The sequence below is a fragment of the uncultured Marixanthomonas sp. genome, assembly GCF_963974425.1.
GTDB lineage: Bacteria > Bacteroidota > Bacteroidia > Flavobacteriales > Flavobacteriaceae > Marixanthomonas.
Window position 1 is genome coordinate 96,973 of the sequence record NZ_CAXBCK010000001.1, and the last position, 15,255, is coordinate 112,227.

Genomic DNA, 15,255 nt, shown 5'->3' on the forward strand with positions numbered 1-15,255 from the left:
ATTTTTTTAACTTTATAAGTCAGTTATAATCTATGTTAAAGCAACAACTTAATTTTAAACTTTCACAAAAGCTATCGCCTCAACAAATTCAGTTGATGAAGTTGATACAATTGCCAACACAAGCTTTTGAACAGCGTCTTTCTCAAGAAATGGAAGAAAATCCAGCTTTAGAAGGTGGCAAGGAAGAACTTAATGAATATGAAGATGAGTTTTCAGACTCATATGAAGATAACTATGAAGACGAAGGCACCGAAGTAATCGAAACTGAAATAAACGTTGACGATTATTTAAGTGATGATGAAGTTCCTAGTTATAAATTATCATCTAATAATTACAGCGCAGATGATGAGGACAAGCAAGTACCTTACGCTTCTGGAAAATCGTTCAATCAGCATTTATTGCAGCAATTAAACACCTATCGTCTTGACGACCAAGAAACGGAAATTGCTAAATTTTTAGTCGGCAGTGTAGACGAAAGTGGGTATATACGCCGTGAGGTATTGGATATTGTAGATGATTTGGCTTTCACTCAAAACATCTACACTACCGAAGAAAAAGTAGAAAAAATCTTGAGCGTTGTACAAGGTTTAGACCCCGCCGGTGTCGCAGCGAGAAGCCTTCAAGAGTGTTTATTAATACAATTAAAAAGAAGAGAAGAAACTGAGTCAGTAGCTTTAGCGATTTCTATTTTAGATGAAGCTTTTGACCAGTTTACAAAAAAGCATTACAAGAAAATACTTCAGAAATTTGATATCTCTGAAGACCAACTACGCAACGCAATTCATGAAATTGAAACATTGAACCCTAAACCAGGGGGAAGTTATTCGGGTAACACCCGGATTGTAGAGCACGTAATACCTGATTTTACTATAAAAATACGCGATAGCGAACTAGAACTTACTCTAAACGGTCGAAATGCACCTGAACTCCACGTATCTCGTGATTATACCAATATGCTTAAAGGGTATAAGGAATCGAAAGAGAAGTCGAAAAAGCAGAAAGATGCTGTGATGTTCATTAAACAAAAATTGGACGCTGCAAAGTGGTTTATCGAAGCCATAAAACAGCGACAACAAACACTTTTTGTTACTATGAGTAGCATTATGAACTATCAAAAAGACTATTTTTTAAGTGGTGACGAACGTAAATTAAGGCCGATGATTTTAAAAGATATCGCCGATGAAATAGATATGGATGTTTCAACCGTTTCACGGGTAGCTAATAGTAAGTATGTAGACACGCCATATGGTACGTTTCTGATAAAGGAATTTTTCAGTGAATCGATGAAAAATGATCAAGGAGAAGATGTTTCTACCAGAGAAATAAAAAAGATTCTTGAAATCACAGTTCAAGAAGAAGATAAGAAAAAGCCGCTAACGGACGATAAATTAGCAAATGTACTCAAAGATAAAGGGTATCCTATTGCACGCCGCACAATAGCAAAATACAGAGAACAGTTGGATATTCCAGTAGCTCGCCTTCGAAAAGAAATTTAATGGATCGTTTTTTACGTCTTGGCGCTTATTTACTGCACCCTTTGCTAATGCCTACCTTGGGCACCATACTCTATTTTATTTTTACACCACGCTACATTGAAATGGATTTAATGCGAGCAAAGTTATTTGCCGTAGCCATTGTTACGCTGCTTATACCTATTATAACTTTTTTCCTTTTAAAAAACCTTGGGATCATAAACTCTATCCATTTAGAAACTATTAAAGAGCGTAAAGTCCCCTTAATGATTCAGTGTATCTTATTATTACTGATTATTAAAATGGTATTTGATGCTTATGATAGCCCCGAACTGTATTACTTTTTTGTCGGCATCCTGTTTTCTGCTATTGCAGCATTGTTAATGGTTATTTTAAAAGTTAAGGTAAGTCTCCACCAAATAGGAATAGCGGGCATTACTATGTTCTTAATTGTGTTAAGCATTCATTTTAAAATAAATGTATTGCCGTGGATAAGTGCTTTCTTTTTCTTTAATGGATGGGTTGCTTCATCAAGGCTACATACTGAATCGCATTCGTATTTAGAGCTTATTATCGGTTTCTTTATAGGCTTGATTCCACAGCTAATTGTGGTGAATTTTTGGTTATAGAATATAAAATATCAACCCTAATTTAATAGCTTTAAAATCTACAGTTTGATTGTCACTTGTAGTTGCGTCCTTAAAAAACGGATTAATACTATAGGAAGCATAAAAGTTAAAGGTGTTATATCCAAAACTTAGGTTTGCTGAAAGACGAACATTGTCAAACTCAGGTATGTCGGTTTGTATTACTTTATTATTGGGTTGTTTAAAGGTAGCTTTGTACCAATAGACATAACCTAATTTCATTCCAGCATAAATACGCCAGAACTTATAATTCTCAGCAGTTGAAGTACGCCATCTAAATTGTACAGGAACTTCTACAGCGGCCATCGTAAAGCGGTTTTGGTCAAAGTCCACTTCATCATCTATTACACTAAAAATTGTGTTTTCATTAGCTTCCTCACCAATAAAGAGATTTTGCCCAAACTGATCGAAAGCCAATCCCGCACCAATTGCTATGGCTATATTTCGCCTTTTATTAATTGGCATATCTCTAAAATAACCGAGTTGAATACCTCCAGAAAGACCTCTAGAATCGACACCACTAGGTACACTGGAGATGATATTATAGTTAAGCCCGATGTAAAATTGATCTTCCCTATATTTTGAATCTAATATGGTATCATTCTCTTTTTCCTGAGAAAAACTGATAAAAGAATATAATAATCCAATTAAAAAAAATACTATTTTTAAGCTATTCAGCATACGTTAAAGATAGGTGTATTTTTAAAATACTAAAATAAAAAAAACCTTGATCTATAGCAGAACAAGGCTTTTTTCTATTATTTATTATGTTTCTGTTTATTGATCAACAGGATTTCCAGGAGCTGTTATGTAAATAATTTTTAACATATTCAAGTCCCTTAATTGTTGCTTAATATCTGTAACAAGTCCAGTATTGGTTTCTTCATCTACTTTAAGTGCAACCATTACTTTGTCTTGTAACTCAGGACGTAATGCTTCCCTAGCTTCTGTTAAGGCAAATTTTACGTTAGAGATATCGGTAAACTTATCTCCAATTTGAATTTTACCTTCAGTACCATACTTGTCTTTATATCGAGAGCTTGGTTTCCCTGCATAAATATATACAGAGCGGTCTTTTTTCAATTTTTCTAACTGATCTGCTTTAGGAAGCGTGTTTTGTACCAACAGATTATTATCTCTTAATACGGTTACAACCATAAAGAAGAATAATAGCATAAACACAATATCGGGTAAGGATGCTGTATTTACTGCTGGGATTTCGCCACCTTTTTTCTTTTTAAATTTTGACATAATACCTTTTTATTTATTGTCCGCTCTTCTTAGGTTCAGCTTCTGATAATTTAAGAGGGAAGAGTTTTTGAATTCGCTCTAATTTTTCTTGAGCATCATCCTCGTTACCATTAAAGCTACCTTCATCTATAGCCTGTTTTACCTCTGTAAATTTCCAACCAAATAATCGTTGTGATTCCCTATTCCGTAAGAAGTTGTATGCTGCAACCAATTCATTTTGAACGGCTATATACATACTGTAGGAGGTTAAACGGTCATTTTGAACCGATATAACAGCCTTTTCAGGATTATCTGATGATTTTGGATCTCTTACTCCTTTACAGTAATTACAATATTCTGGGCTTCCGTTTGGAGCGCCTCCATTGTCTAAAAACTGTATTGCAGCTTCGCGTAAATCTCCTACTTTCATCAATTCATCTTCAACCAATAATTGATCGTCTTTGTTCACACTAACAATAAACAAGTTTTTTTGCTTGATTATTGGTGGATCTTCTATCTCTTCGTCAGGGGGCAATTGTCTCGCAATACCCTTATCTTTTTCAATGGTAGTTGTTACCAAGAAAAATATAAGGAGCAGGAATGCGATGTCTGCCATAGACCCTGCGTTAACCTCGGGTGTTGCTCTTCTTGCCATACTATCTTGTTGTCATTTTTTTAATTCCGCTGAATACCATTGCACCTATTGCTAATACTGCTAAGATGTAAAATACATACAAACCTGTCCCTACCCATCGAGAACCACTTTCAGAAAGCATTTCGCCATCTTGCATTGGTGTTTCTACTCCTTGGGCGAGTACATAGCCAATAGCTACAATAACTAAAAAGCCAAGAATAGATAAGAGTGTTCGTTTTATATTTCCAGCAAAAATCCCTTTCAATACAAATACTGTTACAAATAAAAGCACAATGGCAAATGTAATGTATGCTACATACAAGTATCCATCAACACCTTCACCTGTTGCTTTAACAACATCGTCTCCTTTTGAAATAATTAAACCAAGGAAAATAATGCCAGCCAAGCTAAGGATTACTGCTACAATTTTTAAAATTTTATGTAAAGCCATTATTATGGTGGTTTTATGTTTTTATTTTCTGTTTTTGTAATCTACCAACATATCGATTAATGTGATAGAAGCATCTTCCATACTGTTTACGATACTATCAATCTTAGCGATAATATAGTTATAGAAAATTTGAAGTATAATTGCAACGATCAAACCAAATACAGTTGTTAAAAGTGCTACTTTAATACCACCTGCAACAAGAGAAGGGTTCATATCACCTGCAGCTTGAATTTTATCAAAGGCTTTAATCATACCTATTACCGTACCCATGAAACCAAGCATAGGAGCAAGAGCGATAAATAAGGACACCCAAGAAACATTTTTCTCTAATTGTCCCATTTGTACACCTCCATAAGCTACTACTGCTTTTTCTGCGGCATCAACTCCTTCGTCTGCACGATCAAGACCTTGGTAATAAATAGAAGCTACTGGCCCTTTTGTGTTTCTACACACTTCTTTAGCCGCTTCAATACCACCACTGTTTAGTGCATCTTCAACGTTTGCAGCTAATTTTTGTGTATTGGTAGTTGAAAGATTTAAATAAATAATTCTTTCAATCGCAATTGCTAGTCCAAGGATAAGACATAAAAGTACAATCCCCATAAAAGCAGGACCACCTTCTATAAAACGTTGTTTTAATTCTTGATGCCATCCTTGTTGTTCATCTGTCTCAGCTGCTGCTTCCTCGTCTTGTACAAAGGTCACTGTAGCTGCGGTTGTTAATGTTTGGGCACTACTCTGTACTGTTTGAGCAGTTGCTGCGTTTACGTTACATGTTCCCGCAAAGACCATTGCGGCAATTGCCATAATAGAAAATAATTTTTTCATTGCTATCGACTTAAAGTTTGTTTTTAGTTAAAGGTTTAAAGATATAAAAATAATTAATTAATCTACAATAATAAATTTGTGTATTACCAATAAACAACTGTATTTCAAGACTTATTGATTTTTATTACCCTAAATTTATTTAGTTAAGGCTTTTTTTATGGTTTAATAAGCTATTTAATAGCTTCAAAATACTTTGTTTCTTATACAAATCACATTAATTTAGACAATGTAATAATGCCATGAAAAACGAAAATAACAAGAACTTATCCAAAATCAACCCTTTTGTTATATTTTAACGGTAATTGTTAATTTTCTTAGCAGAGAGGAAGGGATTCGAACCCTCGATACGCTTTTGGCGTATACACACTTTCCAGGCGTGCGCCTTCGACCACTCGGCCACCTCTCTAAATTTTTTTCTTACTAACCCCAAACAAAGCAAAAACCTTATTTTATCAAATAAAGAATCTGATTTTAGTACTGAGGTAAAGGCATTTTATAAACGGAGTGCCAAATAACAAAAAAAATGTTGGTTGATAAAACATTTCACAAGGAAATTTACATCATCTCTCCTCTTAAAGATGTTTCAAATATGGTTTTAAAGCTATTAGCTGATATTTTTTGTCCCAAAACGTACATTAATTTTGCCAAGGCGGCCTCTGTTGTTATGTCTTTACCAGAAATAACCCCCATTTTTTTTAAGGCCGTGCTAGTTTCGTAAAGCCCCATTACTACACTTCCACCTGAACATTGCGTTACATTAATAACTGGAATTCCCTTTGCTGTTATTTTTTTAAGTGCTTTTAAAAACCATTCTTCATTTGTTGTGTTTCCACTTCCGTATGTTTCTATAACCAATCCTTTCATCTCAGGATACGCAAAAATATGTTCTACGGTAGCAATATCGATTCCGGGAAACATTTTTAGCAACACAATATTAGATTCCATCCGTTTGTGCACCTTCAGTTTTTTTCTTCGGTTGGGTTTATAAAGTGCTTCGTGGTTAATAAAAAGATGAACCCCGCTCTCAACCAATGGCGGATAGTTTAAAGAAGCAAATGCTTCAAAATGTTCTGCATTTATTTTTGTGGTACGATTCGCCCGGTACAATTTATATTCAAAATACAGACATACTTCCGATATTTTAGGTCTTCCCTTTTCTTGTAATGCCGCTATTTGTATAGAAGTAATTAAGTTTTCTTTCGCATCAGTCCGCAAATCACCAATAGGTAATTGTGACCCCGTAAACACGACTGGTTTTGCTAAGTTTTCTAACATAAAACTTAAAGCCGAAGCAGTGTAAGACATAGTATCGCTACCATGCAATACTACAAAACCATCAAAATTTGCATAATTCTCTTCAATTATACCTGCTATCATGGTCCAATATTTAGCACTCATATTAGAGCTGTCAATAGGCTCTTCAAAACTTCGGGTACTTATTTCGCAGTCCAACAACTTCAATTCTGGAATATGTTTTAGTAGATCGTCAAAATTGAAATTACGGAGTGCTCCGGTTTCAAAATCTTTAATCATACCAATGGTACCTCCAGTATATATTAAAAGTATGTTGGGTTTTGTATGCATGCTGTTGTATTATTTACTGAATATTTCTTTTGAATTCTGAGTAGTAATTTTGGCTATTTCTTCTTCTGTAACATTATATAATTGCGCCACTTTCTTGCAAATCAACTCTAGGTAACTGCTTTCGTTACGTTTGCCTCGGTATGGTGTTGGTGATAGATACGGTGAATCGGTTTCTAAGACGATATGTTTTAAATCAATTTGATTTAGAAATTGATCTATTTTACCATTTTTAAACGTTACTACACCGCCAATGCCTAATTTCATATTATAAGATAAAGCCTGCTCTGCTTGCTCTTTTGTTCCAGTGAAGCAATGGAAAATTCCGAAGAGGTCATCTCCTTTTTCACTTTCCAAAACCTCAAACACTTCATCAAAAGCATCCCTGCAATGAATCACGATAGGCAACTTGTGCTTTTTAGCCATTTGTAATTGCCTTTTAAATGCATCTTGTTGAATGGCCAAAGTTGAAGTATCCCAATACAGATCAATCCCTATTTCACCTACCGCATAAAAGCTACGTTTTTTAAACTGTTTTTCTATGTGGGCAAGCTCTTCTTCGTAGTTCTCTTTAACCGAAGTTGGGTGCAACCCCATCATTAAGAAAACCTGATCGGGATAGTTTTTTTCCAACTCGTACATTTCTTCTGTATGTCCCGAATCTATTGCTGGAATAAAAAAACGTTTTACTCCAGCATCGATAGCCCGCTGCATCACCTGCTTTCTATCCTCATCAAAAGCATCACTATATAAATGTGTGTGTGTATCTGTTAACATAACGGCAAAGCTACTTAAATTTGTTGGCTATATTTACAAAAAACAAGAGATGCAATTACGTACATTCCTTGAAGGGAAAAAATTTTACAGAATACCATTAAAAAAATTGGCAACGGGACACTATAAATTAACTGCAACAATAAATGGAGTTCAAGGTTTGTTTATTTTAGACACAGGGGCTTCAACAAGTTGTATTGGTTTTGATGAAATCAATTATTTTATAATGGAAAGTGAAGACAGTGAAATTAAGGCTGCCGGTGCTGGAGCTATCAATATGGAAACGAAAATTACTCGAAAAAATAAAATAGCTATAGGAAATTGGAGTTCAAATTCAATGGATTTTGTAGTTTTTGATCTCTCCCATGTAAATCAAGCACTACAACAAGCGGAAGTAGGTTCGGTAAACGGAATTATAGGAGCTGATTTTTTAAAACAATTTCGTGCAGTAATTGACTATGGAAGAAATTGTGTGTATTTAAAATAAGTTTTCTATAAGTATCCAATCACTGATTAATTTTTAGTATTTTTAAATACTCCCTATAACTTATTGGTAGCAATGCAAAAAAAGTTTTTGGTATTCTATACCCTGTTATTATTATACCCTTTTATAGGTAATGGGCAAGATATATCCTTTTATAAAAACAAAGCCCGTATTGCCACTGACACGCTTTCCAAACTAACTGCTATCGACTCTGTTCTCTCAAAAAGCTATGGTGTTGATAATGATGCGTTTGTTGAATACAGCAGCCATTATATTGAGTTGGCTAAAAAAATAGACAGTATATCGTTAGCCGCCAAAAAGGCCATGAATTTGCAGTTAATCCTTTCAGACTATAAAAATGAACCCCGACGAGCCATAGTTATAATCGATGGTGTCCTAGCACATAAGTATAAAATAAAAGACAGTTTTTTATTGGGTGGTCTCTATCTTAAAAGAGGAAAAGCAAACCTGAAACTTAACGTAAAAGAAGCTATAGATGACTATGCAAAAGCGATAGATAATTTTTCTACAAAAGACTCTATTTATATTGCAGATGCCTACTTGTTTAGTGGCCAAGCATATTCAAACATTGGAAAGTTTGTTGCCGCAAGTGATTATTATGAAAAAGCATATCGTTTTTACGAAAAGAGAAAAGAGTATGAATACATGTTACATGCTAGACAAGGTATTATTACCATGTTTAGCATGAATGGTTTTTATGATAAGGCTGAAAAAGAACGTAAAGATCTCATTGAAACCCTTAAAGGGTTGGAAAACAAAAAATACATAATAACCGAGTATTACAATCAAGCTATTGATTATCAAAAAACAGGGAATAAAGAGTTAGAGCTTACATATCTTTTAAAAGCAGATTCACTACTTACTATAACTGACAAAACGCAAGAAGACTATATTAACCGAATAGATGTTAATGCTAAACTTGCCGAATATCATATAAGCAACCATCAATTATTTAAAGCAAAAGAATACATAGAAACACTAGATCAATGGATTGGTAAAGCTAAACAAGATCGCTTAGCCAAAATAAGTTACAACGGTGCCAAGGCGAAGTACTATCACGCTATGGGCCTAGATAATGAAGCATTACAGTTTGCTAAAAAGCAATTGTTGCATGCAAAAGCAGTTGGCCATGAGGATGACATTATGTATTCCCACTTATTACTCTCTAATATTTATTCTGAAACGGGACAGTTTAAAAAAAGTCTTGAAAATAAAAATTCATATTTAAATTTACGAGATTCTTTATATAACAAAGGAACAGCACAATTTTTAGCCTATTACCAGACCTTGTACGAAACTGAAAAAAAAGAAAAAAAATTGGTTGAAAAAAACACCAACATCCAGTTATTGGAGAAAGACAATGAAAACTTCAAAAAAATTGTTTTTTTTTCTAGCTTAGCAGTCGTTCTCCTGTTTGGCCTAATATTATTATATCGTAACCAACGCTACCTTAAAAGCAATAAAGAGGTACAAGAAAAATTTAGCCAAAAACTTTTGGTATCACAAGAAATAGAGCGAAAACGTATCTCTAAAGACCTTCACGATGGACTTGGACAACGCTTATTACTTATTAAAAATAAGATTGTAGCCAATGGCGACAATGACACTAAAAAAATGGTCGATGATGCCATTGATGAAGTTCGTTCCATATCAAGAGACCTTCATCCATTTCAGCTTCAAGAAATGGGGATAACCAAAGCAATAGAATACACATTAACTCAAATAGACGAAAACACAACGCTTTTTATTTCTTCTGAAATAGATAATATTGACAATCTGTTTACCAAAGAACAAGAAGTTAATATATACAGGATTGTACAAGAAGCGCTCAATAATATTTTAAAGCATGCCAAGGCCGAAGCCAGTAAAGTAACCGTAAAAAAACTTACCGGAAACATCATTATTTCAGTTAAGGACAATGGTGTAGGTTTCGATTTTACTGAAAAGTATCAAAACATAAAATCTTTAGGCTTAAAAACACTTCTAGAACGAACCCGATTTTTAAATGGGCAAATGAAGGTGAAATCAATAAAAAATAATGGCACTATAATCATTTTTCAATTTCCGGTCTCATGAACACACAAACAATCATAACAGCAGATGATCATCCCCTTTTATTGAAAGGATTAAATGATTTTTTATTAGAAAAAAAATACAATATCATTGCGAGCGCACATAACGGAAGAGATGCATACAACATTATTGCCAAAGAAAAACCTAGCATTGCTATTTTAGACATACAAATGCCTTTTATGTCTGGAATTGAAATTGCTAGAAAATGCAAAGAGAATTTAATCGCTACCAAAATCGTACTCATAACATTACATAAAGAAAAAGAGCTTTACCTTAAAGCTCAAGAATTGAATATATTTGGTTATGTTTTAAAGGAATTTGCTTTAGAAGAAATTGAAAACTGTATTAATACCGTTACAAGGGGCGATAAGTATTTTAGCCCAAAAATAAAGGAATTACTCGATGAAATTCTTTTTTCTGATAGTGCCTTAAATGCATTGACTCCTTCTGAAAAAAAGATTTTAAAATTAATTGCAAAAGATAAAACCAATAAAGAAATAGCCTCCCTTCTTTTTATTTCCCATCGAACTGTTGAAAAACACAGAAGCAATATAATATCCAAATTAGATTTAGAGCCAAAAACAAACAGCTTACTTATTTGGGCCAAAGAAAATCATGACAAAATGCTATAAAAGCATCATTTTTAGGATAATTACGTGTATACACGTATTTTATAACTGTATTTATTTTCTGACATTTACTTACTGAATATTGACATGGTGTTTAAAGATGATGACAAGAAAAATGAAAAGAATAAGAAAAGGGTTTTTACCCTTTTAGTTGTCATTGTAATTTCTATTGTATTATTGAATATTGTTAATTATTTTGTTTCTTAATTTTTATGTTAATATTTCAACTAACTAATTAAAAAAACACCCAGCCAACGCTGGGTGTTTTTTATATCTAGTAATTGTTATTATTTAAAGCTCTAAAGCTTTTTTAACATCATTGTTCATCAACAACTCTTCAGGACTTTCTAAAGCTTCCTTAATAGCAACCAAAAACCCAACAGATTCTTTTCCGTCGATTATTCTATGATCATACGATAATGCAACGTACATAATTGGTGCAATAGCTATAGCTCCATCTCTTGCAATTGGACGTTCTACAATATTATGCATCCCTAAAATAGCTGATTGCGGAGGATTAATAATCGGTGTTGAAAGCATACTTCCAAAAACACCTCCATTTGAGATGGTAAAAGTACCTCCCGTCATCTCATCCACCGTAATTTTTCCATCACGGGCTCTAAGTGCCAATCGTTTTACTTCATCTTCAACACCTCTAAAACTTAAATTTTCTGCATTTCTAATAACTGGAACCATCAATCCTTTAGGACCAGAAACTGCTATAGAAATATCTTTGTTATCATACTTTATTTGATAGTCGCCATCAATCATAGAGTTAACATCTGGGTACATATCCAAGGCTCTTACCACTGCCAAGGTGAAGAATGACATAAAGCCAAGACTTACACCATGCTTTTCCTTAAAGTCTTCTTTATACTTTTTACGCAACTCAAAAATAGGACTCATATCAACCTCGTTAAAGGTGGTAAGCATAGCCGTTTCATTTTTTGCTGAAACTAAGCGTTCTGCAACTTTACGTCTAAGCATTGAAAGCTTTTTACGCTCAGTGCCTCTGCTGCCAGTTCCAGGAGATCCCATTGATGGATTCGCTTTAACTGCATCATCTTTTGTTATACGTCCATCGCGTCCAGAGCCCTTAACATTTTTGGCATCCACTCCTTTTTCATCCATGATCTTCTTAGCAGAAGGAGATGGTGTTCCAGTAGCATATGTTTTTTTATCCTGCTCTTGCGATTGTGTAGAAGGCTTAGAAGGTTTTTCTGTTTTTGCCTCAGGTTTATCATTGTCTTTATCTTCTGATTTTTTATCATCATCAGAATCATCATCTGAGCCACCTGGCTTTTCTGCTTCAGTATCGATTAAACAAACTACCTCTCCTACAGCTACAGCATCGCCCTCTTCAGCTTTACGGGTAATAACACCGCTTGCTTCAGCAGGTAATTCTAAGGTTGCTTTATCACTGTCAATTTCTGCAATGGCTTGATCTTTTTCTACATAGTCGCCATCCTCAACTAACCATTGTGCTATTTCTACTTCGGTTATGGATTCTCCCGGTGAGGGAACTTTCATTTCTAATGCCATAGTAATTTAATTTACCTGTTACGGATATTATATAATAGTATTATTTTTCGTTAGTATCAAAAACGCTCTCAATTACTTTTTGGTGACGTTGTTTAGAACGCACACTGCTTCCTGAAGCAGGGGCAGCATACATTTTTCGACTACACACTCTAAAGTTACGTGCTTCCTCAAAATGCATTAATATATGTGAGTAAGCACCCATATTTTTAGGCTCTTCTTGTGCCCAAACTACATCTTTAGCGTTTTTATATTTTTTCATTAACTTCTTCATCTGATCAGTTGGTAATGGGAACAATTGCTCTACTCTAACCAACGCAACGTCATCACGCTTCTCTTCTTCTTTTACTTCTAAAAGATCGTAATAAAATTTACCAGTTACAAATACTAGTGTTTTTACTTTTGAAGCTTTTGCATCTGCATCGTCAATAACCATTTGGAAAGTTCCATTTGCTAATTCTTCTTTAGTCGAAACTACTTTTGAATGACGTAACAAGCTTTTTGGCGTAAACACAATTAATGGTTTACGGTAATCAACTTTTATTTGTCTTCTAAGTAAATGGTAAAAGTTTGCCGGCGTGGTACAATCTGCCACAAACATGTTATCTTTTGCACATAATTGAAGGTAGCGTTCCATTCTTGCTGAAGAGTGTTCTGCTCCTTGCCCTTCGTACCCGTGTGGCAATAATAGCACCAATCCGTTTTGCAACTTCCATTTATCCTCTGCTGCTGAGATATATTGATCAATCATTATTTGGGCTCCGTTACTGAAGTCACCAAATTGTGCCTCCCAAATACACAAAGTAATAGGGCTTGCCATTGCATAACCATAATCGAACCCAACTACCGCATATTCCGAAAGTAATGAATTGTAAATATAGAAATGAGCCTGTTCTTCACTCAACTCGTTTAACAATACAACTTCTTCTTCGTTTTCCTCAGCTTTAATTACAGCATGTCTATGTGAAAAAGTACCTCTTTCTACATCTTGTCCAGTTATACGAACATCATGTCCTTCTGCTAATAACGTACCGTAAGCTAACAACTCACCCATAGCCCAATCTAGCTTGTTGTCTTCAAAGTACATTTTATTTCTTGCCTTGATCAGCTTAGTTACTTTACGAAGGAATTTTTTATCTTCCGGAAGTTTCGTGATTACTTCGGCAATTTCTGTCATTTTATCAAGATCGAACGTAGTATCTACGTCTTCCATCATCTTGTCCTCTTCGGCATAAGTAAAACCTTCCCATTCTTCTTGCATAATCGCGCTGATTTCCGTTTTCTCTTCTTTACGGGAATCTTCAAGGTTTTCCTCTAATTTATTTTTGTATTCTTTTTCTAATTTTTTAGTGTACTCTTTATCTATTACACCTTCCTTAATTAACTTTTCAGAATAAAGGTCACGAGGATTTTCGTGTTTTGATATTGCTTTATATAATTGTGGTTGTGTAAACTTAGGCTCATCTCCTTCGTTATGGCCATATTTTCTATATCCTAATAAATCTATAAAAACATCATGCTTAAAGTGCATTCTGAATTCTAACGCAAAGAGCATCGCGTGCACTACAGCTTCTACATCATCTGCATTTACGTGAAGCACTGGCGAAAGCGTTACTTTAGCTACATCGGTACAATAGGTTGAAGAACGACCCGCTAAATAGTTAGTAGTAAAACCAACTTGGTTATTTACTACAATATGTATGGTTCCTTGTGTTTTGTAACCATCTAATTGCGCCATTTGTACAATTTCGTACACAATACCTTGTCCTGCAATTGCTGCATCACCGTGAACGACGATAGGCAATACTTTTTCAGGATGTTCTAGATGGTGATCATCTTGTTTTGCTCGCGCAATACCCTGTACTACAGCTCCAACCGTTTCAAGATGCGAAGGGTTTGGTGCTATATTAAGGTTAATTTCTTTTCCACTATCGGTTTTCCGCTTTGAGGTCCAACCTAAGTGATATTTTACATCACCATCAAAAATAACTTGTTCGTAGTCTTTTCCGTCAAACTCACTAAAAATGTCTTTAGCGCTTTTACCAAAGATATTGGTTAAGGTACTTAATCGGCCTCGGTGAGCCATTCCCATAACGAACTCTTCAACACCTTTTTCGGCAGCACTTTCAATTAAAGCATCCAAACCAGGGATTAAACTTTCTCCACCTTCCAATGAAAACCGTTTTTGACCAACATATTTAGTATGCAAAAAGCTTTCAAAAGCGACGGCTTCATTTAGTTTTTTAAGAATATGTTTCTTTTTTTCTGCTGAAAATTTTGGCTGATTTTCATTTATGTTCAGCTTATCTTGAATCCATTGGATTTCTTCAGGCTTCCGAATATACATATATTCAATCCCAATAGAATCGCAATAGATTTTATTTAGGTGTTTTAAAATTTCTTCAAGCGTTGATTCACCAATACCAAGTATCTCTCCTGCTTTAAAAGAAGTTTGCAAATCGTCTTTTGACAATCCAAAATTCTCAATATCAAGTTTAGGGGTGTATTTTCTTCTCTCACGTACAGGGTTTGTTTTTGTAAACAAATGGCCTCGAGAACGATATGCATCGATCAACTTAATTACCTGAAATTCTTTGAAATAGCCTTCAGGTATATCTCCATTTTTCTCAATACCGAGTGCTTCTAGTGAATCGTTTTCAATTCCAAAGTCAAAACCTTGGAAGAAAGCTCGCCAACTAGGCTCAACACTATCTGGATATTGTAAGTATTTGTCGTAAAGTTCTGCGATGTACGAAGGGTGTACCGCATTTAGAAAAGAATATCTATCCATAATTGGAATACAAGGGTTTCATGTTATAAAACAGTACAAAAATACAACATTTACAATAAATAGGCGATTGTAATACGTATATTTATGGTCCTCTAACTCTT

At 34.6% G+C, this 15,255-nt stretch carries 14 protein-coding genes and 1 tRNA gene; 5 read left to right on the top strand and 10 right to left on the bottom strand.

The annotated features are described in order from the left end of the window. Nucleotides 1-32: 32 nt before the first annotated feature. Both rpoN and AACZ92_RS00395 read left to right on the top strand, forming a co-directional pair. Entirely contained in the window at nt 33-1,496 is a 1,464-nt protein-coding gene (gene rpoN / locus AACZ92_RS00390; RefSeq protein WP_339695571.1) for an RNA polymerase factor sigma-54, read from the top strand. After that, complete coding sequence (locus AACZ92_RS00395; RefSeq protein WP_339695574.1) at nt 1,496-2,101, top strand: hypothetical protein; 606 nt, start codon at nt 1,496-1,498, stop codon at nt 2,099-2,101. Before rpoN ends, AACZ92_RS00395 begins: the two co-directional genes overlap by 1 nt. On the opposite strand, the gene AACZ92_RS00400 is transcribed toward AACZ92_RS00395, so the two are convergent. The 8 genes from AACZ92_RS00400 to AACZ92_RS00435 all read right to left on the bottom strand — a co-directional run bounded on the left by AACZ92_RS00400 (nt 2,096) and on the right by AACZ92_RS00435 (nt 7,620). Further along, nucleotides 2,096-2,800, bottom strand: coding sequence for a porin family protein (locus AACZ92_RS00400; protein WP_339695576.1), 705 nt, complete (start codon nt 2,798-2,800; stop codon nt 2,096-2,098). The genes AACZ92_RS00395 and AACZ92_RS00400 overlap by 6 nt on opposite strands. A 96-nt stretch (nt 2,801-2,896) precedes the next feature. Beyond that, a complete protein-coding gene (locus tag AACZ92_RS00405) occupies nt 2,897-3,370 on the bottom strand; it encodes a biopolymer transporter ExbD (protein ID WP_339695579.1) in 474 nt (157 codons plus the stop codon). A 13-nt stretch (nt 3,371-3,383) separates the two neighbouring features. Then, nucleotides 3,384-4,004 (bottom strand): biopolymer transporter ExbD, encoded by a 621-nt coding sequence (locus AACZ92_RS00410; RefSeq protein ID WP_339695582.1) that lies wholly within the window; start codon nt 4,002-4,004, stop codon nt 3,384-3,386. 1 nt (nt 4,005) lies between these two features. Beyond that, complete coding sequence (locus AACZ92_RS00415; protein ID WP_339695585.1) at nt 4,006-4,434, bottom strand: hypothetical protein; 429 nt, start codon at nt 4,432-4,434, stop codon at nt 4,006-4,008. A 21-nt stretch (nt 4,435-4,455) separates the two neighbouring features. Beyond that, entirely contained in the window at nt 4,456-5,262 is an 807-nt protein-coding gene (locus tag AACZ92_RS00420) for a MotA/TolQ/ExbB proton channel family protein (protein WP_339695588.1), read from the bottom strand. Between the two features lie 318 nt (nt 5,263-5,580). Then, nucleotides 5,581-5,668, bottom strand: a tRNA-Ser gene (locus tag AACZ92_RS00425). A 149-nt stretch (nt 5,669-5,817) separates the two neighbouring features. Further along, the gene (locus AACZ92_RS00430) at nt 5,818-6,846 is read right to left on the bottom strand and encodes an asparaginase (protein ID WP_339695591.1); all 1,029 of its coding nucleotides are present in this window, start codon (nt 6,844-6,846) and stop codon (nt 5,818-5,820) included. Nucleotides 6,847-6,855: 9 nt separating this feature from the next. Beyond that, the gene (locus tag AACZ92_RS00435) at nt 6,856-7,620 is read right to left on the bottom strand and encodes a TatD family hydrolase (RefSeq protein WP_339695593.1); all 765 of its coding nucleotides are present in this window, start codon (nt 7,618-7,620) and stop codon (nt 6,856-6,858) included. Between the two features lie 49 nt (nt 7,621-7,669). Between AACZ92_RS00435 and AACZ92_RS00440 the strand changes: the two genes are divergently transcribed. The 3 genes from AACZ92_RS00440 to AACZ92_RS00450 all read left to right on the top strand — a co-directional run bounded on the left by AACZ92_RS00440 (nt 7,670) and on the right by AACZ92_RS00450 (nt 10,827). Beyond that, entirely contained in the window at nt 7,670-8,104 is a 435-nt protein-coding gene (locus tag AACZ92_RS00440) for a retropepsin-like aspartic protease (RefSeq protein ID WP_339695595.1), read from the top strand. 72 nt (nt 8,105-8,176) lie between these two features. Next, nucleotides 8,177-10,198, top strand: coding sequence for an ATP-binding protein (locus AACZ92_RS00445; RefSeq protein WP_339695598.1), 2,022 nt, complete (start codon nt 8,177-8,179; stop codon nt 10,196-10,198). After that, nucleotides 10,195-10,827 (top strand): response regulator transcription factor, encoded by a 633-nt coding sequence (locus AACZ92_RS00450; protein WP_339695601.1) that lies wholly within the window; start codon nt 10,195-10,197, stop codon nt 10,825-10,827. The genes AACZ92_RS00445 and AACZ92_RS00450 overlap by 4 nt, the downstream gene beginning before the upstream one ends. 288 nt (nt 10,828-11,115) lie before the next feature. Here AACZ92_RS00450 and odhB read toward each other — a convergent pair whose 3' ends face one another. Both odhB and AACZ92_RS00460 read right to left on the bottom strand, forming a co-directional pair. Next, nucleotides 11,116-12,366 carry a 2-oxoglutarate dehydrogenase complex dihydrolipoyllysine-residue succinyltransferase gene (odhB, locus tag AACZ92_RS00455; RefSeq protein WP_339695604.1) on the bottom strand — a complete coding sequence of 417 codons (1,251 nt, stop codon included), beginning with the start codon at nt 12,364-12,366 and terminating at the stop codon, nt 11,116-11,118. A 40-nt stretch (nt 12,367-12,406) separates the two neighbouring features. After that, complete coding sequence (locus tag AACZ92_RS00460; protein WP_339695606.1) at nt 12,407-15,154, bottom strand: 2-oxoglutarate dehydrogenase E1 component; 2,748 nt, start codon at nt 15,152-15,154, stop codon at nt 12,407-12,409. Nucleotides 15,155-15,255 lie beyond the last annotated feature (101 nt).